The sequence below is a fragment of the Ensifer sp. D2-11 genome, from assembly GCF_054161295.1.
On sequence record NZ_CP096435.1, the window covers coordinates 198,370 to 221,582 of the forward strand.

Below are 23,213 nucleotides of genomic sequence, written 5' to 3' on the forward strand. Positions count from 1 at the left end.
ATCACCGCCCCGTTCAAGCGTGGCTGTTTCATCACCAGCAGGGTGCAACGGTAAGGTAGTGAACGGGAGAGAAAATTGCCTGAGATACTCGACGACGGACAATCACCCATCCCAGTCATTCGGCAATGATCAGTTCGATGCCTGCGGCAGTGAGCGCTTCGACAAGTGCTGCATCGGGTTGATTGTCTGTAACGAGCGAATCGATTGCCGACAGCGGAGCAACCTCGAAGACCCCGCGCCGATTGAATTTGCTGTGATCGACAAGGACAGTGATGCGGTCAGACCGCTCTATCATTGCCTTTGCGACCTCCGCTTCCTGGAGGTCGAAGTCCATTATGGAGGTGGCGTCGATAGCGCCGACTGTCAGGATGACGTGGCGCGCACGAAACTTGGCGATCTGTTCTAGCGCGAGCGGCCCGAGGCTTTCTCCTGCGTCCACTCCGTACGCCCCGCCAATTAGGAAGACCTTGTGGCTAGGGTTGCCGGCGACGATTGCCGCGATCCGTGGAGCGTTCGTGATAACGACAAGACCATGAAGTGCGACGAGTGCCTCAGCCATCGCCACGGTCGTACTTCCCGTGTCGATAAAGAGTGAGTCTCCAGATGCAACGAGGCGGCGTGCAGCGCTGGCAATCTTCTTCTTCGCGTCGGCGTTCTGCGCCATGCGCTGTGTGAAGGGATCTTCCGCCTCGATAGCAGCGTTGCCACGGGATGCAATCCGCGCTCCGCCATGGAACTTTCGCAACTTCCCCATCGCATCGAGCCGGGTCAGATCGCGCCTGACTGTCTCGCGCGAGACGCCAAGCCGGTCAGCAAAATCCTCAACCGTCATCTCGCCCGAATGATCGAGAAGGCGGGATATCTCCTCGTAGCGCTTGGATGGTTGCAAGATGTCTCTCCACGGGAGCGGAGTGCCGCGCCGACTTGCGGCAATGCGGTCACCCGCTTCCGTTGCTTCAATGGCCGGAATTGTAGGATCGCATGTATGTTCGGTCAACTCTATGTGTGGTCGGTCGCTGAACGGGCAGACGTTTGACCGAACAATTGCTGTATGGGCACAATTCGTCGGAATGTGTCTTTTCTTTGGCAAAAAACAAGCTACAGTGCCTGATGAGGCATTCATCCTCACGATCAAAGTGCATTGCTTGCCGGCGCGCGATTGCGCGTCAGCGAGGGTGGAGATTGTATATTCGCCGCAGCCCGCCGGAGTGGCGGCCGCGTCGCAGCGGTCTTCCCCATTTGAGCTCCGGCTTCGACCGACCGGCGAAAGCGTTCAGTGAACGCTGCCGATTGACTGGCAAGTCGGCTTTTGTCCGTAAGAGTGCGTAGCGGTTCCGTCTCCATCAAGTTGCTGGTCTCAATTCAGACTTTCTATTGGAAATGGAGCGAATACGTCACCTCGACGGCAACACATGGAAATGCGAGGGAGCGTGCATGCGTGGTCTGATCGCAGTCTATGTCAGGGCGACCGAGAAAATCTCCGACTATGTAGGTTATCTGGCGGCGTCGCTGATATTCCTCATGGGCGCTACCCTTCTCTTCGACGCAGTGACGCGAAACCTCGTCAGGATGCCGGTCCACTGGGCAGTGGAGCTCACACAATTCACGCTGGCTGCCTATTATTTCATGGGCGGGCCGATAACGCTCAAGAACAACGAACATATCCGAATGGACCTCTGGTACTCGACGCTGTCGATACGCGGCCGCGCCAAGGTGGATCTTGCGACTGTCGGCTGTCTCATCTTCTATCTCGGCGTTCTGCTGGCCGGCTCGATCTCTAGCCTCATCTACGCGATCCAGACGAGCGAGCGACGCTTTTCCATCTGGAACCCATCCGTCATTCCGATCAAGTCGCTGATGGTGGCCTGTCTCATCCTCATGCTGATGCAGGCAATCGCGCTGGTGTTTAAGCATGTTGCTGCGTTGCGCGGTGAGGAATTGCGATGAGCTACGAAATGATCGCACTGCTCATGTTCGCATCGATGGTGCTGCTGCTCGTAACCGGCCAGCGCGTATTTGGGGCGATCGGCTTTGTGGCATCCGCTGCAGCGCTCCTGCTTTATGGGCCAGGTGCGATCGAGTTGCCATTCAATCAGGTGTTCAAGCTGTTCAATTGGTATGCGATGCTGACCCTGCCAATGTTTATCTACATGGGTTACATCCTGTCGGAATCAGGGATTGCCGAAGACCTGTACAAGATGCTGCATGTCTGGTTCGGCCGTGTGCGCGGTGGGCTTGCCATCGGCACAATCCTCCTGATGGTCATCATCTCCGCCATGAACGGCCTTTCGGTCGCAGGTATGGCCATCGGCGCGACGATCGCGTTGCCGGAAATGCTGCGGCGTGGCTACGACAAAGTACTGATTTCCGGCGTCGTCCAGGGTGGTTCGTCGCTTGGTATCCTTATCCCACCTTCTGTCGTCATGGTGCTCTACGGCATGATCGCCCGCCAGCCGGTTTCCAAGCTCTGGTTCGCCGGCCTTGTTCCCGGCCTCATCATGGCCGCTCTTTTTGTTCTTTATGTCGTGTTACGCTCGCGGCTCAATCCAAAGCTTGCTCCTACCGTCGCAGACGAAGAACTCTACATGCCGCTGCGCGAGAAACTGGCGCTGGCAAGGGCAGGGATCATTCCCTTCGCGATCTTTTTTTTCATGACCGGCCTTTTTGTCTTCGGCTACACGAGCCTCGTCGAGAGTTCGGCGGTCGGCGCCACTTGTGCGACGCTGGCCGCGGTGCTGAAAGGGCGCTTCACTTGGAATCTGGTGCGCGAGACGTCTATGAAGACGCTCGCGGTCTCGTGCATGTTCCTGTGGCTGATCCTTGCCGCCTTGGCCTTTGGCGCCGTCTTCGATGGCCTCGGCGCGGTGAAAGCGATCGAAAACCTCTTCATCCGTCAGTGGGACCTTTCACCCTGGTCCATCATCATAATGATGCAGATAAGCTTCATCGTAATGGGAATGTTTCTGGATGACACGGCAATGCTGGTGATTGTGGCGCCGCTTTATATCCCGCTGGTCAAAATCCTGGATCTCGGCATTGATAACCAGCTTATATGGTACGGCGTGCTTTATACGATGACCTGCCAGATCGCCTATATCACTCCGCCATTTGGCTACAACCTTTTCCTGATGCGCTCGCTGGCGCCGAAGGAGATCACGCTGGTCGACATCTATCGGTCGATCTGGCCGTTCGCCCTCATCATGGCTGCGACGATCGCGCTAGTCATGACCTTCCCGCAGCTGGCGCTGTGGCTTCCTGAGCACTTGAATGTGAAGGGCTGACCGAACGAAAAAGCCCCGGATAACCAGAGGAGAATAGGATGACAAAGGACACGAAGGTACCAAGTGCATCGCAGCAGATCCTGTCAACCCGTCGACATTTCCTGACAAAGACTGGTCTGGGCGCCAGCGCAGTGGTTGCCGGTTCGACGCTGGCAGCCCCCTATGTCAACGCCCAGAGCGGCCCGATCAAGTGGCGCCTGCAAACCTACTCCGGCGCCCCGCTCGGCGCGCACGTTATCAAACCGCAGATCGACGCCTTCAATGCCGCTGCCAATGGCCAGATGGAGATTGAACTCTTCTACGCAGATCAGCTCGTACCGACAGCTGATCTATTCAGGGCACTGCAAAGCGGCACGCTCGATGCAGTGCAATCCGACGAGGCGACAATGGCATCCCCGGTCGACATCGCGGTTTTTGGCGGATACTTCCCCTTCGCCACGCGCTATAGCCTCGATGTCCCCGCCTTGTTCAGGTACTACGGCTTGAAGGAGATCTGGGAAGAAGCCTACGGGGAAGTCGAGAACGTCACCTGGCTCTCTACCGGCGCCTGGGATCCGCTGCACATCTTCACCGTCAACAAGCCGATCCGCAGCCTTGCGGATATGCAAGGCCTTCGCGTTTTCGGTGTTCCGACCGCAGGGCGCTTCCTGTCGCGCTACGGCCTGGTCCCGGTAACCATTCCCTGGGACAACGTTGAAGTTGCGATGCAGACGGGGGAACTGGACGGCGTAGCCTGGTGCGGCTTCACCGAAGCCTATGAAGTGGGTTGGGCGGATGTCTGCAAATACGCGCTGACGAACTCTGTTACAGGCGCTTGGTTCGGCAGCTATTTCGCAAACACACCCAGCTGGCAAAAAGTGCCACCACACCTGCAGGAACTCTTCCGTATTACGATCGACCAGTCGCACTACTACCGCGACGTTTGGTACTGGGGAGGGGAGGCGAAGCTGCGCGTCGAGGGCGAAAAGATGGAGTTGACTTCTCTCCCGGCCGAGGAATGGGCGCAAGTGATCAAGGATTCCGAGGGCTTCTGGGACGAAGTGGCCGCTTCGAGCCCTCGCGCAGGCAAGGTCGTCGGCTCCTTCAAGAAATATGCCGAGACCATGCAGAAGGCCGGCTACCCCTACCGTTGAGGCGCAGTCAAAAACCTGGTCCGCCCCTCCAATGGGGCGGATCACCATCGCCGCCTCCCGCAATCGCGCTCCAACAGCCATACTGACTGTCTGTCTACAGAGTGGAAGGAGACCCGTGATGCTCCAACGATCCAAGTTCACGACGCAAGATCTTTTCGACGTTGCCGTCATTGGCGCCGGCGTGGTCGGGTGCGCCGTTGCTCGCCGGTTTGCACTTGCCGGAGCCCGGGTAGTCGTCATCGAGAAGGGAGCGGACATTTTATCGGGCGCTTCGAAGGCCAACAGTGCCATCCTGCACACTGGCTTTGATGCACCGGCCGAAAGCCTCGAACTCGAACTCGTTCGCGCAGGCAGGCAGGAATACCTGGAGATCAGGGAAAGCCTCAATCTTCCAATTATCAGGACTGGCGCGCTCGTGTGTGCCTGGACCCCCTTGGAGGCGGAAAAGCTGGAAGCGATCGAGGCGCAAGGGCGCGAAAACAACATCTTCGAATTGAAGTTGCTGACACGCGCCGAGGCGCGCAAATCGATGCCGGCGCTCGCTGAGAGCCTGGTCGCGGCTCTTGAGGTGGAGGGCGAGCACGTCATCGATCCGTGGTCAGCGCCTCTCGCCTACCTCGCGCAGGCTTTGGCGCTTGGGGCTGTCCTACTGCGCGACGCCGAATTGCTGAGCGGTAAGTTCGACGCCGAATGGACGCTGGAGACCACCGCCGGCGCCGTGGTCGCCCGCTCCGTCGTTAATGCAGCGGGCCTGTTCGGCGATGTCGTCGATCAAAGGCTCGGCTTTGAGCCCGAGTTTCAGATCAGGCCGCGCAAGGGACAGTTCGTCGTTCTCGATAAAGCGGCCTTTCGGTTCGTGCCGCGCATCGTGCTGTCGGTTCCAACTGAGGTCACCAAGGGTATCGTGGTGTGCCCGACGGCATTCGGCAACGTTCTCATTGGACCAACCGCCGAAGAGCAGGATGATCGGGTCCGCGCGACAGTTGCAAAGGATGCGCTGCAGGCGCTGTTGAAGCGTGGCTCGCAGATCGTGCCGGCACTGGCCGACATTCCCGTAACGGGCGTCTATGCTGGGTTGCGACCGGCGACCGAAAAGAAGGCGTATCGCGTTTACACCCGACCGGAACAGCGGGCGATAACGCTCGGCGGCATCCGCTCAACCGGGCTCAGCGCAGCACTTGGCCTTGCGCGCCATGCACTGGCGCTGCACGAGAGATTCGGCGTCGTCTTGTCTCCTCCAGCCAAGGTGCCACAGGTCAGCGTCCCAAGCCTGGCAGAAACACAGGATCGCGACTGGCAGCAGCCGGATCACGGGGAAATCGTCTGCTTTTGCGAACTTGTCACAAAGCGCGAGATCGAGGCTACGTTCGATAGCGCTGTACCTCCGGGCGACTTCGGTGGCCTCAGACGCCGCACGCGCGCCGGGATGGGGCGTTGCCAGGGGTTCTATTGTAATGCGCGTCTGGCCGAGATGACGAAGGGCATGTTCAAGACACCGCTTGCGGTTGCGGAGTTGGAACGATCATGAACGACTTGAATGCGGACGTCATCATCGTTGGTGGCGGACCTGCCGGCGTTGCCGCAGCTCTCGAACTGCGCCGCTGCGGCATTGAGCGTGTAGTGATCCTGGAGCGGGAAAGGTACCTCGGTGGCGCGACCCGTCATTGTAGCCACTCGCCTTTTGGGATGAGGGAATTCGGTCGGATTTACTTCGGGGCCGCCTACGGCAGGCGGCTCGAAAGGCAAGCTAGAATCGCGCAGGTTGATGTCCGCACTGGGCATTCCGTCGTTTCGCTGGGGGATGATGGTGTCGTAACCATTGTAGCCGACAAGGGCACCGCGACACTGTCGGCTCGCCGCATCCTGGTTTCAACCGGCGCGCGCGAGATGCCGCGCTCGGCGAGGCTGGTTTCCGGGGATCGCCCAGTAGGTATCGTCACGACCGGCACACTTCAGTCGTATGTCTCCCTCCATGGCCTCATGCCGTTCAGTCGCCCGTTGATCGTCGGCTCTGAATTGGTGTCACTGTCTGCCGTCCTGACCTGTCTGTCCCATCGGGCGCGACCGGTTGCCGTGATTGAGCCCGAACGGCATGCGATCGCACGCGCACCCTTCAACTGGTTTCCTGCCCTTGTTGGCATCCCGTTCCATTGCGGTGCGGATGTTGTCGATATCCGCGGAACGTCGCGTGTTGAGGCCGCGACAGTTCGGCTGCAGAACGGCGGCACCCAAACCATTTCCTGCGACGGAATTCTGTTCACAGGGCGCTTCACGCCGGAGGCCGCTCTGTTCCTGCAGTCTTCGATCAGAATTGCTTCGGGCAGTGCCGGGCCGGCTGTTGATCAGGACGGCCGTACGGAAAACCCCCTCTATTTCGCCAGCGGCAACGTATTGCGCGCGGTTGAGACCGGCGGCTGGGCGTTCTGCGAAGGTACAGCCGTGGGTGCGGCGATTGCGTCAGATCTAGACCGGCGAGGGGAGGCCGGGCTGCCGGTTGCTCTAACTTTCGATCCGCCGGTGAAACTGGTGGTGCCGCAGATCCTACGACGCATCGAGCCGAATGCGTCCGCCTTCCGCCAATTCCAGCTGCGCTTCAATCGATGCTGTCGCGGTGTCCTATCGCTCGAACTCGATGGGCGCGAGGTGTGGCGAAAGGCGCAACAGTGGATGCCGGAACGACGGGTCCTCGTACCAATCCCGGATGCTGCACACCAAGCGCAGGCAGTCCATTTTCGCTTTCGGGAGGAATAACGAATGCGCGTTGCGGCCATAGACCAGGGCACGACATCGACTCGATGTCTTGTTGTCGAGGACGGCGGCCAAGCCCAGACTGTTGCTGCCATTCGCCACACTCAGTTTCACCCGGCCCCCGGGTGGGTCGAACACGATCCGGAGGAGTTGCTGCGAAACATCGTCACAGTCCTCAAGAAGGGTCGTTCCGCGGACGCCATCGCCATTGCCAACCAGGGAGAGAGCTGCCTTGCGTGGGATGCTGTGACCGGCGAACCTCTCTCGCGTGTCATCGTCTGGCAGGATGCCCGCACGGCGGACGTACTGGCCGAGCTCGACGCTGGCGCAGGCGCGCGCTCGAAGGCAGTATCAGGGCTTCCGCTTGATCCTTACTTCTCTGCAAGCAAACTCGCATGGCTCATGCGAAACGTACCTGCGGTGAAGTCGGCATTGTCTGCCGGCCGCCTTCGTCTTGGTACAACCGACGCATTCTTTCTCGATCGTTTGTGCGGTAGCTTTTCAACCGACGTCGCAACCGCTTCCCGGACGGGGCTACTGGACCTCGACAGGCAGGTTTGGAGCCCAGAAATGTGCGCACTGCACGGGGTGCCCATCGAATGCCTGCCGTCGATCGCTCCCGTCGACGCGAGTTTCGGTTTCATCGGCGGAACACCGGTAAAGGTCTCCATCGTCGATCAGCAGGCGGCCCTCTATGGGCACGGATGCCGCCGGCCCGGCGACTGCAAGATCACGTTCGGCACCGGTGCCTTCCTCTTGGCGGTTGCCGGTAGCGAACGTCCGTTGGAAGGGGATCTCCTTCCGACCGTTGCCTGGCAGCGACACCATGAAAGGCCCGTCTTTGCTCTTGAGGGTGGCGTCTACGACGCTGGAGCTGCGATCGAGTGGGCTCGCACAATCGGCCTGTTTTCCTCTGTGGAGGAATTGGATGCTTTTGACGGATGCTCGGCGTTGGGTCGGGGAATCGCCTTTGTACCAGCGTTGTCTGGTCTGGCCGCACCGCATTGGGATCGCCACGCGGCACCGGTCTTCATTGGCATGGATCATGCAACAGACCGCAGGGACATGGTGCGTGCCGTGCTTGAGGGTATCGCCATGCTCACCGTCGGATTGATTAACGCTGCCGCTGATGCCATCCATACGGAAGGCGCCATTTCAATCGATGGGGGGCTTTCTCAAAGCACCTATTTTGCCCGGTTCCTTGCATCCGCCTGCGAGCGACGGATCATCGTTCCAGCCACGCATGAACTAACTGCCCTCGGTCTGGCGGAATTGTGCGGCGTAGACACAGCCGCCGCTCGCGTGGCCACTTCGACTTACATTCCTGACGGATCGGTCACGACTTCGCACCATGAGAGGTTTGCCAGAGCTCTCGCATGCGCGCGGGACTGGAGAAGTGCCAGCCGAAAACCGGCCCATCAGGGCTTGGCGGAGCGCTAGCGGCGTTTTGAAGTGTCGCTTGGCATTTAACGATAAGATTCCGGCCATTTTTTCTTGGTTGGCATTTAATTTGAGATTCCGTGGACTGAGAATCTCAAATTAGGTACAACTGCGACGACCTCCGCGACTGGCGCCCGCAGTCCAACATCTCTTCTACTGCGTTGCCGAAGCGGAATTTATTCTCCCCATCATATGGCCCCGCAGCACGGAGAGCATCTCCGGCCCAGCTCGCTGGACGATGGCCACACCCGCTAAAAGAGCTGGCCGCAAGTGGAGCTCAAAATCGGGCTTGCTGGGGTCGGTAGTTCCCGAGTCTCCATCTTTGGAACGTCGTCGAGATCAGGAATGATGATGCCGAGCACTCTGTAGCTTGACGGTTCGTAGCGATCGGGGAACGACTTTGGAACGCGTCGCATCAGCAGGAGGCGGGCAATTTCACTTGGCGATAGCCAGTTTTGGATACCATGCTCGGCCTCGTCGTGAAGCATCCCTTCTCCTATCAGCGCAGCATGGTGGTAGCCGCTGAAAGGTATACATACGGACTCGCTGCCGATCCTGAAGGGTATCAACGCAAATCGGAGATTACGCAACGCCTCATGGAAGGCAACCGTACGACATGGCCGGCCATGACACAAAGCGGAGATAAGCGCAATCGGCCCGAAGCGTACCTCCGGGGTTGGTCAGGTGCGCTGCAAAGCGACGTGCAAACCTAGTCCTACAAGGATAGTGCCACCCGCTCGGTGGACCAGCTTCTGGGCCGCGCTGGAACCCTTCAGCTTCTTCACGATGAACCCGGCAAGCAATACGCAAACGATATCTGCAAACGTGAAAATGGCGTTGACGGTCGCCCCGAGTACAGCGAGCTGCGCCCAGAGTGGAAGACTCGCATTGCCGTCAACGAACTGCGGAAGAAACGCCATAAAGAAGATTGCGGTTTTAGGATTCAGCACCTCAACGGTGATGCTTTCCCCGAATGCCTTTCTTGCAGACTTCGGTGACACGGCCGACACACCGTCAGAACTGGAATCCGTCCTTCGGAACATCGAGATACCAAGCCAAATCAGATAGAGTGCGCCTGCCAGCTTTACGAGTGTGTATGCCACCGGAACGGCATGGAAGAGTGCAGACAACCCTGCTGCGGCTGCGATGATATGCACGTAAGCACCAAGGTGAATGCCCAGCACTGCCATCAATCCAGCATGTCGACCGCCCGCCATGGTGCGGGCTGCAGCATACAGCATTGCTGGCCCCGGAATGAATGCGAACACCGCTGTGGTGACGGCAAATCCGAGCAAGACCTCAAGTGATGGCATCCGGCGGTTTCCTTGTGCGGGAAGGCGTCAGAACATTAGAGACTTTTTCTGCCCACGCAATGACCGCTTTCAGGGCACAATGCTGCCTTCACAGACTTAAGCGTGAACGTCGCCTTAGGGGCGGACAGAATCGCACTCCCGCGAGCCTTGCACGGCTTGTTGCTGTGATGTTCACCTTTTGGGTCACGAAGATCGCATAACGTATCGACTGCAACCGCGAGTGCTGGTGTTCGCGGCTGTCTCCTAAGACAGCATTTCGAGACCGTGCTTCTGGACGATTGAAAGTAGCTTCAATGCTGGGCCGCTTGGCCGCTTGGCGCCGGTTTCCCACTTTTGCACCGTCGATTCACTGGTATTTAGATAGCGCGCGAACACTGGCTGGCTGACATGATTGTTCTCGCGCAGCGCCTTGATCTCGCTTGGCGTCAGCTCCTGCGGGATGGACAGGCAAGTGTCATCGAAGGTTTTCATGGTCGCCTTGTCGATCGTGCCTGCCCTATACATGTCTTCGACGGCGCTATGGATCGCCTCAAAGGCATCGCTCTTGAACTTGCGCTTAGTTGCCATTGCAAATCTCCAATAGGGCGCCGGTCTTGATTTCGACATCAAGCTCGGGCTGCGTCTTGCGCCGATAAAGATCGGCGAGCTTCCGGAAAGCCAGGAGCTCGTCGTCATCGATGTTTGCGCGATCCTTTTTTTGCAAACAGATATGTGAACACCCAGTACTCACCGGCTTTCGCCAGAACGATCGAACGATGCATGTTGTCGTTGAGCCGCTTCTTGAATACGCCGCCACCGAGATCATCAGCCTGTCCGCGTGCGACTTGCGCAATCGCCTTGCAAAGGGCTTTGTCGGAGATCCGCGCTTTTTTCGCTGCTTTGGAAAACCATGCCGTTTTAAAAGTCCGTTCTGACATCGCTTCATATAGCACTTAGTGCTACGCCTATCAAGTTGTCGGGAAGAATCGTGGAGACTACGCCGCTTCCCATACCTGATTCAAAATCCGGGCGGCAAGCGTCGCCTTATCCTGGGGCAGGAACCGACCGTAGTGATTAGCGACCGTCTCCGGTGTGTCCTGGATTGCGTAGGCGTCCCGAACGTATTCGCGGCTGGAATGCTTCACGGTGTCATGGCTGGCATAGGTCTCGCCAAGGGCTATGAACGCTGTCGCCTCATCACTCATCACGCAGGCATGAGGTTCGATCTGCGTTTCAGCGGCGCGCGCCGCTGCACGTAGCGAAAGGCCAGTCACCACCGCAGCACGGGCGTCACCGGCCGGAGTGCCGGGTGTCACGTCATCTGGTCGCTGCACCATCACCATGACCGGTGTCTTCTGCGTGTTCGGCAGACCTTTTCGGCCCCGTCCAGGCGGTGGATCGTCCGGATTTATTCTCGGTCGCCCACCGAGATGAAAATGATCGATCTCCACCGTGCCATCGAGCATGTGCTCGCGCGCCGCCATGAGACGCAGCGCGTGTCCCATCCGCCAGGCCGTGGGTTGGCTCACTCCCAGAGCCGCGGCCAGGCGCACCGAGGACAAACCCTTATCCGACTGCAGCATAAGCCACATGCCCTTCAGCCAGACACTCAGAGGAAGCTTTGTGGAATGCAGAGGCGTGTGTGTCGTCACCGTGAACTGGAACCGGCAATCGCCGTTGGAGCATTGATAGAGACCCGGACGCGCACGCCGCTTGCCCAAATCGCGCCCGGCGATCGCGATCGAGCGTTTGTAACCACAGGCAGGGCAAACTCTCCCAGCCGGCCACACCATGCTTTCCAGCAATCTCCGGCACTGCTCCTCATCGCGAAAGGCCACGATCATATCTTCCGCGGTCCGAATGTCGGTAAGCGCTGCAAGCATCGTTTCCGACATTCTCATCTCCCTCGGACCATGCCCGAAGAGTCGCACGGCAATCCCTAGACAGCAAGGCTATTGCTGTCTTTCATTGATAAAGGCGATGTATCGACGGGAACTGACGCCTCGGCCACGCGGATCAGACGAGCAGTGTCGTCATAGAAGCCCACGCAGCCTGACCGAGTCGCGCATCGGCTACATCGCAGCCGCCGTGGGCGAGGTGCTGCTGCTCGTTTTTTGAGCTGCAGGCCGTTCACCTGGCGAGCCAAGGCCTGCTCAATCCTTGTTCGCGGCCTTCACAAATGCAGCAAGTTCTTGCCCGTAACGTGCAGGCTCTTCGTAGAAGGGGCTGTGTCCGCTGTTGTCGTAGAGAGAAAGGCGGCTGTTCTTGTGAATGGCCTTGATGCGTTCTGACATCGCAACACGAACCAGCCGATCGTGTACACCATGGGTCAGCAGAATCGGACCGGCATAGGCTGCAAAGACCGGTTCTAGATCGATTGTCGCAGTCCTGACGAAGCCTTCGTTCACGGCGCGAGACGTCATGCCGTTGACAACCAGCATGCGCTGCATCTCCGACGGTGCCGGCAGCTGGTGAAAGCAGGCGGCGAGGAAATCGGCTGTCGCGGCGGTGCGTTCGGCCAGATCGTGCGAAGTGGTGGTCCGGGTAAAGGCCCCCGCCTCTTCGGTGAGAAGATCGGGTGACAGCTTGGTAACGGCATCGACCAGGTTGACGCCCGCAATGCCAGAGCCGCCATGTCTGCGCAAGTAGGCCCCTGCGACATAGCCGCCGAGCGACCAGCCCACCAGCACGGCATTGCGCAATCTCGTGGCCTCGATCACAGCGGCGACGTCGTCCGCCCACCGGTCTGCATCGGAATAGGCATCGAGCAGGGTGGGTTTGTCGGAATCGCCGTGACCGCGCAGGTCGAAGCCGACCATCCGAAAGCCCGCGAGCGCAGGATCAGCGAACTGCTTCTCCCAGCTCAGGCGGCTCTGGCACAGGCCATGAATGAACAGAATTTCCGGCGCCTGGGCGTCTCCGAACACCTCGCCCGCCAGCATCGTTCCATCGGATGAACGGACAGTGAATGGCTCGCCCGTAGCCACGGCTTTCTCTCCATTGCTTTGAACGCCACCCTCGACCACTCCGGCCTGAGATGCGGCGGAGACAGTTTTCGGCTGCACTGCGAAAGCGGCGAGGCCGGCGGTTCCAGCCAGGAAACCACGTCGTGACAGATCCATGTGCTTGCTCCATGTTGTTTAGCGATCGTTATTCAACCGGCCTTGACGAACCCTGTCAAGATGTTGTTTAGTGATCGTTATGGAACAGAGTGCAAAATCTCGCGGCGGCCGGCCGTGGAGCTTCGATCGCGACAAGGCAGTCGAGATCGCCATGCGGCTGTTCTGGCGTCACGGCTATGAAGGGGTGTCGGTCGGCGACCTGACAAAGGCAATTGGGATCGCACCCCCTAGCCTTTATGCCGCGTTCGGAAGCAAAGCCGGCCTCTACCGGGAAGCGCTCACGCGTTACGAGGAGACGCTCGGCTCGTTGGATGTTTCGGCACTCGACTCGGCTGCCACGCTCGCGGAAGCGGTGCGGCTGCTGCTCGAGGGAGCTATAAGGGCGGTGACCCACCCCGGTCGCGAGCGTGGCTGCATGATTTCCGGCAGCCTTGTCGAATGTCAGCCGGAGAACGCCGCGCTCGCGCGGGACACCGCCGCGCTCCGTGATGCGATGCGCGAGAGGATCGCGGATGCACTCTGTCCCTTTGCCGAGCCGCAGATTTTGCGACGCATGGCCAGGCATCTGGCTGCGGTCATGCAGGGCATCTCCATCCAAGCGCGAGACGGTGCGACACCGGCCGAACTACAGGAGATAGTAGAGGATGTCGTTTCGGGCGTAGCGGCACGACTTGCTGTGGATTGGCGAGCGGTGAACGACCTGAACCTCGGCAACTAAATTGGAATTGGGCTCAAGCCGGCCAGCAGGGGACTTGATCGTCGCTTCGCTTCCCCGCGGCTAGAAAAGCAGCGGAGCCGATGGCGGCGTATGTGCAGAAGGCCGACTTGGCCTTCGACGAGTTGGTCTTCATTCGATCGACTCCAACGGTGAGGCAAGCGACGGATTTGCTGCGGGCTGCATTCTGGACGCGGCAGCCTTTATGTCGCGAGCCGGTGGCATGCCGAACATGCGGCCATATTCGCGCGTGAACTGAGTGACGCTTTCATAACCCACAGCATAGGCCGCATTGCTGATCGCCGCGCCGTCAGCGAGCATCATCCGGCGCGCCTCGATCAGCCTGAGCTGCTTCTGGAACTGAAGTGGGGTCAGGGAGGTGATAGCCCGGAAATGCTCATGAAAGGAGGACACGCTCATGCCAGCGGCATCCGCCAGTTGCTCCACCCCGAGGGGCTTGGCGAAATTCTCGCGAATGAGCGCCACCGCGCGCGCGACGCGGCTCGCGCGGCTGTCGGTTACGCCGAGATTGCGGATGTCTCCGCCGTGCCGACCTGACAGCAGCCAGAAATGCAATTCCCGGATGAACTGCGCCTGGAGAATCGGCACCGACCCTGGCCGGTCGAGAAGGCGCATCAGCCGCAAGGCCGCGTCGGCAACTTCCGCTTCGGTCGGATCGACACAGACGGTGGCGCCGGTGGCGGGCGCTGCCGGCCCCATTTCGACGAGCAGGCTCTCGATCACGGCGGGATCCAGATCGATGACCACCGAGAAATAGGGAACGCTAATGTTGGCGCGCGTGATCTGGCTGACCGTCGGCACGTCCGCTGTGATGAGGAGCGACTCCCCGGCGCCGAAGTCGAAAGTGCTGCTGCCCATCATCACCCGCTTGGTGCCCTGCAGCACCATCGCGACGAGCGGCTTGTTGATCGCATATTGCAGCTCGGTGGGCGCAATTTGGCGAATGAACGTCAGCCCAGGAATGGGCGTTCGGGCAACGCCGTTCTCGTCGGCGTGGGTCTCGGCGTAGCGACGCACGATATCGAGCAATGTGTGAGCCATGCGCGAAGACTATGTCATCTCTCGCGACGTCTCAATGACAAGCCGAGGAATGGGCAAGAACTTGCGACTTTCCGGCAAATTCGAACCGCTGCCAGGTGGCATAGGGGATGGGCAAAACGCAGGGGCGCCTCCGGAGCATTGCCATGGACGAGAATCCCTTCCTGCCGCTGTCCTTCATCGCCGGCCCGGCGATCCTGACCAACGCCTGCGCCATCATGCAGAACGGCGCCACCATGCGCTACAACCTTGCGATTACGCAGTGGCGGGAGTTCAGGGCTTCGGTGACCGCACGCGACGATCGTCTGTCGCTCGAATATACGGACCCCGCGAGGGCGGTGGGGCTCGCCGAGCGGCGGATCCGCCTGCAGCTCCTCAGCCTCAATCTCCTGAATGCCGCGGTCGCGCTGTTCGCGGCAACCACCGTCCTGGGACTCGTCGGCGCGTTCTTAGCCGGAGTGCGGCACTTCCCCGCCGCCTCTGTGAGCCTGGCGATGGTGGCCGCGGGCGGCACAGGCCTGCTATTCCTCCTCGCCGCGACCGTGTCGATCTTCTTCGAAAGCGCCTGCGGCAGGGCCATGCTCGGCCTGCACCTCCAGCCTGGCAATGACCTTCCTCGCACAGCTCGAAAAACGGAGCTCAGCCATGACGCCTGAATCCATCGCCCCGCTAACCGCCATCGACTCGCCGCTGTTCGGTGCGAGCTTTGTCGATGCGCAGATGCGCGAAGTCTTTGATGCCGGGTCCTTCGTGCAACGCTGCGTAGAGGTCGAAGTCGCGCTAGCCCGGGCCGAAGCGCGCCTCGGCGTTATCCCGGACGCGGCCGCCGACGGCATCGCCGCGGTGGCGCAAGCGTTCCGCTTCGATTGGGAACGGCTGCGCCGGGAAACCGAGATTGTCGGCTATCCCATTCTTCCGATCGTGGAGCAGCTCGCCGACGCCGCCGGCGAGGCGGGGCGCTACCTGCACTGGGGTGCGACCACACAGGACATCATGGATACCGCGACCGTCATGCAGATGCGCGCGGCGATCCGGATCGTCGACGTGCGGCTCGCCGAGACCGTCGAGGCGCTCCGCCGCCTGGCGAAGCTCCATCGCGATACTCCGATGGCGGGGCGTACGCACCTCCAGCACGCGCTGCCCATCACCTTCGGCTACAAGGCGGCGGTCTGGCTTTCGGCGCTCGAGCGCCACCGCGAGCGCATCGCCCAGATGAAGCCGCGCATCCTCGTGGTCGAATTCTCCGGTGCGTCCGGGACCCTGGCGTCGCTCGGCGACAGGGGCCTGGCCGTGCAGGCGGAGTTGGCCCGCGAGCTCGGCCTCGGCGTATCGTCGATCACCTGGCATTCCTGCCGGGACGGCCTTGCGGAAGCGGTGCAGCTCCTCGGCCTCGTCACGGGAAGCCTGGCCAAGATCGCCACTGACGTCTCGATTATGATGACGACCGAGATCGGCGAAGTCGCCGAGCCCTTCGTCCGGCACCGCGGCGCGTCAAGCACAATGCCGCAGAAGCGCAACCCGGTGTCGTGCGAGCTGATCATCGCCGCGGCAAAGATGGTCCGCCAACATGCCGGGCTCATGCTCGACGCGATGGTGCATGACTTCGAGCGGGCGACGGGATCGTGGCATCTCGAATGGGCGGCGGTGCCTGAGAGCTTTGCGCTTACATCGGGCGCGCTGGCGCAGGCCTTGTTCATGCTATCCGGGCTCGAGGTCCATCCCGATCGCATGGTCGACAATCTTGCCGTGTCGCGCGGTCTCATCGTCGCCGAAGCGGTGATGATGGCGCTCGCCCCGATCGCGGGCCGCCAGGCGGCGCACGATCTGGTCTATGCAGGGTGCCGCGAAGCCGCGGAAACCGGAAAGCCGCTCTTTGACGTGCTGGCGAGAGTCCAGGATGTCGCGACACCGTTGGGGCTGGAGAGGCTCCGGGAACTGACCGACCCGGCCAACTATCTCGGCTCCGCGGGGGAGATGGTCGACCGCGTGCTCGGCGTCACCCCACACCGGCGTAGAAACAGGCAAGAATAGCCGACTTTCCGGCAACACCGGCCGGGGTCGATCGCCGATATTGCCGGTGAGCACAATGCTCCACCAGCAAGGAGGCGAAAATGACCACCGTTTCGATCGTCACCGGCGGCAGCCGCGGCCTGGGCCGCAACACCGCCATCAGCATCGCCCGCCGCGGCGGCGATGTCATCCTCACCTACCGCAGCGGCGCTGAGGGCGCGCAGGCCGTCGTGGCCGAGATCCAAGGCATGGGCCGCAAGGCGGTCGCGCTGCAACTCGATGCCGCCGACATCGCCGCTTTCCCGGCGTTCGTCGACAGCGTTCGCTCGACGCTCCGGTCCTGGGGCCGCGACAGCTTCGACCACCTCGTCAACAACGCCGGCCACGGTGAGATGACGCCGTTCGCCGAAACCACCGAGGCGCAGTTCGACACTCTGTTTAACGTTCACGTGAAAGGTGTGTTCTTCCTCACACAGGCGCTCCTGCCGCTGCTCGCCGATGGCGGGCGCATCGTGAACTTCTCGTCGGGCCTGACCCGCGTCTCCTATCCGGGATTCTCGGCCTATTCTGCCGCGAAGGGGGCGGTCGAGATCCTGACGCTCTACATGGCCAAGGAACTAGGCAGCCGCGGCATCACCGTGAACACGATCGCCCCGGGTGCGATCGAGACCGACTTCCTCGGCGGCGCGGTGCGCGACACGCCCGAGTACAACGAGGCGTTCGCCAACATGATTGCGCTCGGCCGCGTCGGGTTGCCCGACGACATCGGCCCGGCGGTCGCCAGCCTGCTCGGCCCCGACAACCGTTGGGTCACCGCGCAGCGGATCGAAGTGTCGGGCGGCCAGAACATCTGATCGCGGTCAATCCCCCCACGGGCCGCGGAGGCCGCTGCACCCCAACGCAGCGGCTTCCATCCGTTCCGGAGGACATAGCGATGCCCAAGATCAGCATCCGCGCACCGGACGCAGCCTTCAGCGCGCGTCGAGACGCCGCGACGAAATGGACATGATCAGTAAGATGAAGCTTGTAGCCTGAGCCAGCCCCGCATCGGCGTATGCAACTGTAAGCGTTCCTACGGACCGCACTAACAGGCACTGTTCAAGATGGATCGTGTCTCGCCCAAAGCGGTCCCGTTCGCTGCGATCCGCTCTTGCAAAGCTCGTCGCATGACGCCCCAGTACTTGAGGAAGCCGCAGCGATCATATGCCCAGTCCAGCTCTATTCTCGTTCTGGACCGTTAACCCGTAAAGCCTCGATGAGCACCCTCAGGGGCGCCGGAACTAGTCGTCGCCCTGAATAATAGAGATAATTTGCCGGCAAATTCGGTGATTGCATTTCAAACAGCCGCTTCAGTCGACCGGCTTCGAGATGGTTGCGGGCCTGGTCTTCCGTCAGGCAAGCAACACCGCAACCGTCCAGTGCGGCGCTCACCAGCATGTCGGCATCGTTGAAGATCAGGAAGGCGGGTACGTCGACCAGCATCTGTTCTCCGTTCGACTCGAAGGGCCAACGGAACAACTGGCCGGAGCCGTCGAAACGGTAGTTGACGCACCGATGCTGAAGCAGATCATTCGGTGCTGCCGGCGGCCCCGCCTCCGCGAGGTAGGCGGGCGCAGCGACATAGGCGAGCCGGGTACCGTGATCGATCCTGACAGCGATCACGTCCGGATCGAGCACCTCGCTTCGGCGAACTCCAGCGTCGTAGCCTGCCGCAATAAAATCGACGAGGCTGTCGTCGACCGAGACCTCGACCGTGATTTCCGGATAGTCGGTGCCGAACTTTCGCATCTTCGGGAGCAATGTGTACAGCGCCGCTGCCCGGTGTGCCGTCACCCGAACGCGCCCGGCTGGTCGGGCGCTTTGCTTGCCAAGCGCGTCAAGCACGTCGTCCAGATTGGCTAGTGCCGGACTCAAAGTACCCAACAGGCGTGCACCGGCCTCAGTCGGAGCGACGCTCCGCGTAGACCGGTGCAGCAGGCGAATCCCCAGACGTTCCTCAAGGCCTTTGATGATGTGGCTGACTGCCGAGGGCGAGATTCCGAGTAATCGGGCGGCCGCTGTGAAGCTTCCTGCCTCGCCGACTGCGGCTAGCACAGCCAGATCGTTCCACGTCTCCCGCTTCATTGTTGACCACACCTCATAAGGCCTTTGCAGATTTATCGGATAAACATGCGCAATTGAACAGCCGATAGTGTCGGAAAAGGGATATTTCAGATGCAACTCAACGAATTCCGTACGCTCGGCCGATCGGGCCTGGCGGTCAGTCCGCTGGCCTTGGGCACCATGACCTTCGGAACGCAGCGCTGGGGCGTCGACGAAGCCGGTTCGCGCGCCATCTTCGACTCCTATGTCGAAGCCGGCGGCAACTTCGTCGACACGGCCGACGTCTATTCCGGCGGCAAGAGCGAAGAGCTTCTCGGCCGCTTCATTCGCGAGAAGGGGCTGCGTGATCGCATCGTGCTCGCCACGAAGGCAGGATTCGGAACGGGAGATCACCCGCATTCGGGCGGCGGCGGCGCCAAGCACCTGGACGATGCCTTGCACGCTTCGCTAGGCCGCCTCGCGACCGATCACATCGATCTCTACTGGCTCCATATGTGGGACATGGTGACTCCCGCCGAAGAAGCCTTGCAGACAATGGCCAGGTTCGTGCGGGCCGGAAAGGTCCGCTACTGGGGCATCTCCAACGCACCGGCCTGGTATATCGCACGCATCGCGACGCTGGCGGAGGCGCACGCGATGCCCAAGCCCATCGCGTTGCAGTTCGAGTACTCGCTGGTTGAGCGTGGCATCGAGGCGGAACACCTGGTGCTGGCCGCAGAATTCGGCATGGCGCTCCAGCCATGGAGCCCGCTGGCCGGCGGCTTTCTCACCGGCAAGTACAGGCGCGATGACCCTGCGAACGTTGTCGGGCGGCGAGGACCAGCTCTGCCGGATGGCAAGCCAGACGATGGACAGGGCGATCGGTTGGCCGGTAGCAATCCGTTCGGGGATAGCAAGTTCACGGAGCGGAACTGGGATATCCTTGACGTTTTGAAGACTGTCGCCGACGAAGCCGGGGCAAGCCCCACGCAAGTAGCGCTCAGCTGGCTTCTCAAACGGCCGGGAGTCACCGCGACGCTCATCGGCGCCAGTCGGCCCAGACAGCTCGCGGATAATCTCGCTGCATTGGAGCTGGGGCTGACCAGCGATCAAAGGCGACGCCTGGATGAAGCGAGCAAGCCCTCGCATCCCTATCCGGCTTCGCTCTATACGCCGATGGTCAAGCGCTTCGTGTTCGGTGGTCAGGAGGTTTCCGGTTGGTGACTGGCAGCCGGGCGACGTGCAGCGCACGCTCGACGTCAACCTGTTTGGCGTATGGACGGCGTTTCCGTGTTTGGAAAGCGTTTCATCGCCCAGGGCACGCCGGCCCCGATCTACAACGTCGGATCGGAGAACTGCTTCTCCAAGGCCCTGCCGCACGCCGCGGGATACATCGCCAGCAAACACGCTCTTCTTGCGATGAAGGCCGCCGCCTGAGGTGCGGTTGTGGCGGCCGCCGCGCCGCTCTCGCGCAGGGCGGCGGCGTTTCGAGCGTGGTGGCAAGCGCTCGGCGAGTGGTTGAGCATCCGCGGCCGCCAATCCGCGAGCAGCCTCAGCCGAGCCCCGCCAGCCAGATGTCGCATTGAAGATTGCCGTGGTGACGGGCGCGACTCAGCCCGCCAGCGCGACCGCATCGGCGCCCGCGGGCAGGCGCAAGGGGCAATCGGGCTCGGTGACGGCGCGCCAGATCGCAGCAACGACATCCCGGGGCTCAGTAACCTGGCTATTGGCCGCCTCCGCGTGGGCGGCGAAGACGCGCTCGGCCAGTGGGCGATAGGATTCGGGAATACCTCCGGCCTCCGCCATCATGGCCCGTGCATTCGTCCCGAAACGAGTCCTCGGGGCCTGGCCAGGCAGCACCAGCCGGGTGCGGATGCCGAACGGCTCGAGCTCCAGCGAGAGACATTCGGTGAACGCATTCACCGCCGCCTTGCTGGCCGTGTAGACGGGTAGCAGCGGAAGTGGTTTCAGGGTGGTGCTGGAGGAGACGTTAACGATGGTTCCAGCCCCACGCTCGCGCATCTGCGGCACTACGGCGCGAACCATTTCCATCGTGCCGAATGTGTTGGTCTCGAATATCTTGCGGATCGTCTCTTCGGGGCTTCCTTCCAGCGGGCCCATCCATCCGATCCCCGCATTGTTGACGAGGGCATCGATTTCCCCCGCCGCCTCGACTGCGGCGGCGATCGAGCCCCGGTCGGTCACGTCGAGGGGAAGCAGGCGCAGCCGGTCGGAGGCCGGCAATATGTCCTCACGCGGAGTGCGCATGGTGGCCACGACGGTCCAGCCCTTGCAGAGAAAGTGTTCTGCCGTTTCGCGGCCAAAGCCCGAGGAGCATCCGGTAATCATGACGGTGTTCATGTCTGGTCCTCCTGTCGATCTGGGAGGCGCTGAATATCGACATGGGAGCGTGAACTGTCTATGATAGCTGGTCTAGAATCCATTAGAGACAATCCGAATATGCCCGATCCTTTATCGGAAATGATCGCACTGCTGCGCCCCCAGGCGGCCTATTCGAAGCTGGTTGAAGGGGCGGGCGCGTGGCGGGTGCGGCGTACAGAGGTCGATCAGGTCTACTACTGCATGCTGCTGGCGGGGCGGGCCTGCCTGGAGGTCGACACGAAAGCGCCCATCGAGTTGGGCGCCGACGATTTTGTTCTCGTCCCAGCGGCTTCTGTCGTCACGATGTCGAGCCTGGAGCCGCCGCCGCCGAACGGGCTGCAGACCCAGCCGCTGCCCGGCGAGGATGGCAGCGTCCGCCTCGGATCTTCGGATGGGCCGGCCGCAGTTCAAATGCTGGTCGGCTATTGCCGCTTCGGATCACCCGATGCCGATCTCCTCGTCTCGCTTCTCCCCGAGCTCGTGGTCGTCCGGGGCGAAAGCCGCCTGGGAGATCTGGCCCGCCTCGTCCGCAGCGAGGCTCGCGCGGACAGACCCGCACGCGATGTCGTGCTGGAGCATCTGCTTCAGGTGCTGCTGATCGAAGCATTGCGCTCCAGTTCCGAAGCGGCCGGCGCCGCCAGCCTGCTCCGGGGACTTGCCGATCCCAGGTTGGCCGAAGCGCTACGCTGCATGCACGCCGCCCCCGATCGCAGCTGGAGCGTTGCGGAACTGGCGCGCGAAGCGGGTCTCTCACGCTCCGCCTTCTTCACGCGGTTCAGCCGGATTGTCGGCTTGCCGCCAATGGAATACCTGAAAACGTGGCGCATGGCGCTTGCCAAAAAGTATCTGCGCGAGGGCCAAGCCACTGTTGACGAAATTGCGGCGAAGGTCGGCTACGGATCTGGCAGCGCCTTCAGCGTCGCGTTTTCGCGGCACGTCGGACGTCCCCCTGCCCATTTCGCCCGAGACATCAAACAGTTTGCGGCTGCATGATGGCCTTCGCGACCGGTCCACGGCGGCGCCGGCGCGCAGGTCGCCAACCGTCCTGCTCCGTTTCGGATGCCGAGCAAGCGCTAGCTAACGAACTCCGTGCTGGCGGCCGCGATTCCAGACCGACATGAACTGGATCGGACTCATTCCTGTGAGCTTCTGACAGTCGTAAATCAAATGCGCCTGATCGCTGTACCCAGCCTCAAAGGAAAGTTCAGCCCACCGCGGCCTCTCGGCTTTACTCGCCATCAGTATAGCGCGTTGAAAACGCGCAATCCGTGCGTACTGCTTCGGCCCGAGACCGATCGCCTCCCGGAAGCGGCGAAGAAGATGCCGTTCGCTCAACCCGAGCCGTTCGGCTACGGCATGCACGCTCTGAGCTTCAGAAGAACGCGCGACAGCCTCGGCTGCCAAAGCCGCAACCGGCATTAATGACGTTCGGAATGCTTCAGCTTGTTCGAGTTGAGCATTCAGCGCAGTTTCGACCAGGTTTAGCCAGTTTGCCGTCGCTGGCGTCTCCATGAGGCGGTCAAGCAGTTCGCTTCCGGCAGCTCCCCAGAGTTCCTGAAGTGGGACCACTTCATCAGTCAGTTCATTCATAGGCACACGAAAGAAGGGATGTGCCCCTCCTGGCCGAAAGCGTATGACGAGAGTTGCCGACACGTCCGGATCAGGGATGTCGAAGGCCTGTGGCTGCGCGCCGACAGCATGAATGTCGCCTTTGGCGAAGCCTGATCCACCATCGCCAAATGCGCGGACGACGATATCAGAAAATCCCTGCGGCAGGTCAACCAGGCGCCGCTCGCCTCCCTTTGGGACAAGCGTGAAGATGCGTTCGACATAGCGCCCCAATGGCCCGCTGGGGACCGATACCTCGTGCCGGATGTCCGATTCTTCAAATACCACGACGCCGAAGCTTCCTATCCTTCACCCAATTCGATCCACGCGAAGGCCGAACA

General features: G+C 61.1%; 22 protein-coding genes and 2 pseudogenes. 13 read left to right on the forward strand and 11 right to left on the reverse strand.

From position 1 onward, the window contains the following. Positions 1-115 precede the first annotated feature (115 nt). Positions 116-1,129 carry a DeoR/GlpR family DNA-binding transcription regulator gene (locus M1D34_RS26600; RefSeq protein WP_498786237.1) on the reverse strand — a complete coding sequence of 338 codons (1,014 nt, stop codon included), beginning with the start codon at positions 1,127-1,129 and terminating at the stop codon, positions 116-118. 305 nt (positions 1,130-1,434) lie between these two features. Here M1D34_RS26600 and M1D34_RS26605 point away from each other — a divergent pair, with 305 nt between their 5' ends. The 6 genes from M1D34_RS26605 to M1D34_RS26630 all read left to right on the forward strand — a co-directional run bounded on the left by M1D34_RS26605 (position 1,435) and on the right by M1D34_RS26630 (position 8,602). Continuing rightward, entirely contained in the window at positions 1,435-1,947 is a 513-nt protein-coding gene (locus M1D34_RS26605) for a TRAP transporter small permease subunit (protein ID WP_017277646.1), read from the forward strand. Continuing rightward, on the forward strand, positions 1,944-3,281 hold the full coding sequence (locus M1D34_RS26610; protein WP_498785567.1) for a TRAP transporter large permease: 1,338 nt from the start codon (positions 1,944-1,946) through the stop codon (positions 3,279-3,281). The genes M1D34_RS26605 and M1D34_RS26610 overlap by 4 nt, the downstream gene beginning before the upstream one ends. Before the next feature lie 38 nt (positions 3,282-3,319). Beyond that, entirely contained in the window at positions 3,320-4,414 is a 1,095-nt protein-coding gene (locus tag M1D34_RS26615; protein ID WP_498785569.1) for a type 2 periplasmic-binding domain-containing protein, read from the forward strand. A 118-nt stretch (positions 4,415-4,532) separates the two neighbouring features. Further along, positions 4,533-5,942 (forward strand): NAD(P)/FAD-dependent oxidoreductase, encoded by a 1,410-nt coding sequence (locus M1D34_RS26620; RefSeq protein ID WP_498786239.1) that lies wholly within the window; start codon positions 4,533-4,535, stop codon positions 5,940-5,942. Then, positions 5,939-7,165 (forward strand): FAD-dependent oxidoreductase, encoded by a 1,227-nt coding sequence (locus M1D34_RS26625; RefSeq protein WP_498785571.1) that lies wholly within the window; start codon positions 5,939-5,941, stop codon positions 7,163-7,165. Before M1D34_RS26620 ends, M1D34_RS26625 begins: the two co-directional genes overlap by 4 nt. A 3-nt stretch (positions 7,166-7,168) precedes the next feature. Then, positions 7,169-8,602: an FGGY family carbohydrate kinase gene (locus M1D34_RS26630; protein WP_498785573.1), complete on the forward strand. Its 1,434-nt coding sequence runs from the start codon at positions 7,169-7,171 to the stop codon at positions 8,600-8,602. A 251-nt stretch (positions 8,603-8,853) separates the two neighbouring features. On the opposite strand, the gene M1D34_RS26635 is transcribed toward M1D34_RS26630, so the two are convergent. The 6 genes and pseudogenes from M1D34_RS26635 to M1D34_RS26660 all read right to left on the reverse strand — a co-directional run bounded on the left by M1D34_RS26635 (position 8,854) and on the right by M1D34_RS26660 (position 13,016). Beyond that, complete coding sequence (locus M1D34_RS26635; RefSeq protein WP_498785575.1) at positions 8,854-9,090, reverse strand: hypothetical protein; 237 nt, start codon at positions 9,088-9,090, stop codon at positions 8,854-8,856. 192 nt (positions 9,091-9,282) lie between these two features. Continuing rightward, the gene (locus tag M1D34_RS26640; RefSeq protein ID WP_498785577.1) at positions 9,283-9,915 is read right to left on the reverse strand and encodes a LysE family translocator; all 633 of its coding nucleotides are present in this window, start codon (positions 9,913-9,915) and stop codon (positions 9,283-9,285) included. Positions 9,916-10,158: 243 nt separating this feature from the next. After that, positions 10,159-10,482: a helix-turn-helix domain-containing protein gene (locus tag M1D34_RS26645; RefSeq protein WP_127638085.1), complete on the reverse strand. Its 324-nt coding sequence runs from the start codon at positions 10,480-10,482 to the stop codon at positions 10,159-10,161. Then, positions 10,472-10,832, reverse strand: a pseudogene (locus M1D34_RS26650) (type II toxin-antitoxin system RelE/ParE family toxin). Before M1D34_RS26650 ends, M1D34_RS26645 begins: the two are co-directional and overlap by 11 nt. Before the next feature lie 171 nt (positions 10,833-11,003). Continuing rightward, positions 11,004-11,789 (reverse strand): annotated as a pseudogene (locus tag M1D34_RS26655) (IS1595 family transposase); the annotation flags it as partial. 258 nt (positions 11,790-12,047) lie between these two features. Further along, positions 12,048-13,016: an alpha/beta fold hydrolase gene (locus M1D34_RS26660; RefSeq protein ID WP_498785579.1), complete on the reverse strand. Its 969-nt coding sequence runs from the start codon at positions 13,014-13,016 to the stop codon at positions 12,048-12,050. 79 nt (positions 13,017-13,095) lie between these two features. Here M1D34_RS26660 and M1D34_RS26665 point away from each other — a divergent pair, with 79 nt between their 5' ends. Next, on the forward strand, positions 13,096-13,734 hold the full coding sequence (locus tag M1D34_RS26665) for a TetR/AcrR family transcriptional regulator (RefSeq protein WP_498785581.1): 639 nt from the start codon (positions 13,096-13,098) through the stop codon (positions 13,732-13,734). Between the two features lie 129 nt (positions 13,735-13,863). Here the strand turns inward: M1D34_RS26665 and M1D34_RS26670 are convergent, their stop codons facing one another. Then, complete coding sequence (locus tag M1D34_RS26670; protein ID WP_498785583.1) at positions 13,864-14,793, reverse strand: AraC family transcriptional regulator; 930 nt, start codon at positions 14,791-14,793, stop codon at positions 13,864-13,866. Positions 14,794-14,936: 143 nt separating this feature from the next. Between M1D34_RS26670 and M1D34_RS26675 the strand changes: the two genes are divergently transcribed. From M1D34_RS26675 to M1D34_RS26685, 3 genes are all read left to right on the forward strand, one after another. Further along, entirely contained in the window at positions 14,937-15,446 is a 510-nt protein-coding gene (locus M1D34_RS26675; RefSeq protein WP_498785585.1) for a hypothetical protein, read from the forward strand. Next, positions 15,436-16,821, forward strand: coding sequence for a class-II fumarase/aspartase family protein (locus tag M1D34_RS26680; protein WP_498785587.1), 1,386 nt, complete (start codon positions 15,436-15,438; stop codon positions 16,819-16,821). The genes M1D34_RS26675 and M1D34_RS26680 overlap by 11 nt, the downstream gene beginning before the upstream one ends. A gap of 80 nt (positions 16,822-16,901) precedes the next feature. After that, positions 16,902-17,654, forward strand: a complete 753-nt coding sequence (locus M1D34_RS26685; RefSeq protein ID WP_498785589.1) for an SDR family NAD(P)-dependent oxidoreductase — start codon at positions 16,902-16,904, stop codon at positions 17,652-17,654. A 364-nt stretch (positions 17,655-18,018) separates the two neighbouring features. Here the strand turns inward: M1D34_RS26685 and M1D34_RS26690 are convergent, their stop codons facing one another. Beyond that, on the reverse strand, positions 18,019-19,020 hold the full coding sequence (locus M1D34_RS26690; RefSeq protein WP_498785591.1) for a LysR family transcriptional regulator: 1,002 nt from the start codon (positions 19,018-19,020) through the stop codon (positions 18,019-18,021). Here M1D34_RS26690 and M1D34_RS26695 point away from each other — a divergent pair. Together M1D34_RS26695 and M1D34_RS26700 are read left to right on the forward strand one after the other, a co-directional pair. Further along, positions 19,015-20,106: an aldo/keto reductase gene (locus M1D34_RS26695; protein ID WP_498785593.1), complete on the forward strand. Its 1,092-nt coding sequence runs from the start codon at positions 19,015-19,017 to the stop codon at positions 20,104-20,106. The genes M1D34_RS26690 and M1D34_RS26695 overlap by 6 nt on opposite strands. A gap of 66 nt (positions 20,107-20,172) precedes the next feature. Continuing rightward, positions 20,173-20,319, forward strand: a complete 147-nt coding sequence (locus M1D34_RS26700) for a hypothetical protein (RefSeq protein ID WP_498785595.1) — start codon at positions 20,173-20,175, stop codon at positions 20,317-20,319. A 174-nt stretch (positions 20,320-20,493) separates the two neighbouring features. Here the strand turns inward: M1D34_RS26700 and M1D34_RS26705 are convergent, their stop codons facing one another. Next, positions 20,494-21,243, reverse strand: a complete 750-nt coding sequence (locus tag M1D34_RS26705; RefSeq protein WP_498785597.1) for an SDR family oxidoreductase — start codon at positions 21,241-21,243, stop codon at positions 20,494-20,496. A gap of 99 nt (positions 21,244-21,342) precedes the next feature. On the opposite strand from M1D34_RS26705, the gene M1D34_RS26710 reads away from it, so the two are divergent. Beyond that, positions 21,343-22,257, forward strand: a complete 915-nt coding sequence (locus tag M1D34_RS26710) for an AraC family transcriptional regulator (RefSeq protein ID WP_498785598.1) — start codon at positions 21,343-21,345, stop codon at positions 22,255-22,257. 84 nt (positions 22,258-22,341) lie between these two features. Here M1D34_RS26710 and M1D34_RS26715 read toward each other — a convergent pair whose 3' ends face one another. Then, on the reverse strand, positions 22,342-23,160 hold the full coding sequence (locus tag M1D34_RS26715; protein ID WP_498785600.1) for a helix-turn-helix transcriptional regulator: 819 nt from the start codon (positions 23,158-23,160) through the stop codon (positions 22,342-22,344). Between the last annotated feature and the right edge of the window lie 53 nt (positions 23,161-23,213).

Bases quoted from the DNA above. Each gene is read 5' to 3' on its own strand.
- M1D34_RS26605 (WP_017277646.1), top strand. From the start codon at position 1,435: ATGCGTGGTCTGATCGCAGTCTATGTCAGGGCGACCGAGAAAATCTCC.
- M1D34_RS26610 (WP_498785567.1), top strand. From the start codon at position 1,944: ATGAGCTACGAAATGATCGCACTGCTCATGTTCGCATCGATGGTGCTG.
- M1D34_RS26615 (WP_498785569.1), top strand. From the start codon at position 3,320: ATGACAAAGGACACGAAGGTACCAAGTGCATCGCAGCAGATCCTGTCA.
- M1D34_RS26620 (WP_498786239.1), top strand. From the start codon at position 4,533: ATGCTCCAACGATCCAAGTTCACGACGCAAGATCTTTTCGACGTTGCC.
- M1D34_RS26625 (WP_498785571.1), top strand. From the start codon at position 5,939: ATGAACGACTTGAATGCGGACGTCATCATCGTTGGTGGCGGACCTGCC.
- M1D34_RS26630 (WP_498785573.1), top strand. From the start codon at position 7,169: ATGCGCGTTGCGGCCATAGACCAGGGCACGACATCGACTCGATGTCTT.
- M1D34_RS26635 (WP_498785575.1), bottom strand. From the start codon at position 9,090: ATGCTTCACGACGAGGCCGAGCATGGTATCCAAAACTGGCTATCGCCA.
- M1D34_RS26640 (WP_498785577.1), bottom strand. From the start codon at position 9,915: ATGCCATCACTTGAGGTCTTGCTCGGATTTGCCGTCACCACAGCGGTG.
- M1D34_RS26645 (WP_127638085.1), bottom strand. From the start codon at position 10,482: ATGGCAACTAAGCGCAAGTTCAAGAGCGATGCCTTTGAGGCGATCCAT.
- M1D34_RS26660 (WP_498785579.1), bottom strand. From the start codon at position 13,016: ATGGATCTGTCACGACGTGGTTTCCTGGCTGGAACCGCCGGCCTCGCC.
- M1D34_RS26665 (WP_498785581.1), top strand. From the start codon at position 13,096: ATGGAACAGAGTGCAAAATCTCGCGGCGGCCGGCCGTGGAGCTTCGAT.
- M1D34_RS26670 (WP_498785583.1), bottom strand. From the start codon at position 14,793: ATGGCTCACACATTGCTCGATATCGTGCGTCGCTACGCCGAGACCCAC.
- M1D34_RS26675 (WP_498785585.1), top strand. From the start codon at position 14,937: ATGGACGAGAATCCCTTCCTGCCGCTGTCCTTCATCGCCGGCCCGGCG.
- M1D34_RS26680 (WP_498785587.1), top strand. From the start codon at position 15,436: ATGACGCCTGAATCCATCGCCCCGCTAACCGCCATCGACTCGCCGCTG.
- M1D34_RS26685 (WP_498785589.1), top strand. From the start codon at position 16,902: ATGACCACCGTTTCGATCGTCACCGGCGGCAGCCGCGGCCTGGGCCGC.
- M1D34_RS26695 (WP_498785593.1), top strand. From the start codon at position 19,015: ATGCAACTCAACGAATTCCGTACGCTCGGCCGATCGGGCCTGGCGGTC.
- M1D34_RS26705 (WP_498785597.1), bottom strand. From the start codon at position 21,243: ATGAACACCGTCATGATTACCGGATGCTCCTCGGGCTTTGGCCGCGAA.
- M1D34_RS26710 (WP_498785598.1), top strand. From the start codon at position 21,343: ATGCCCGATCCTTTATCGGAAATGATCGCACTGCTGCGCCCCCAGGCG.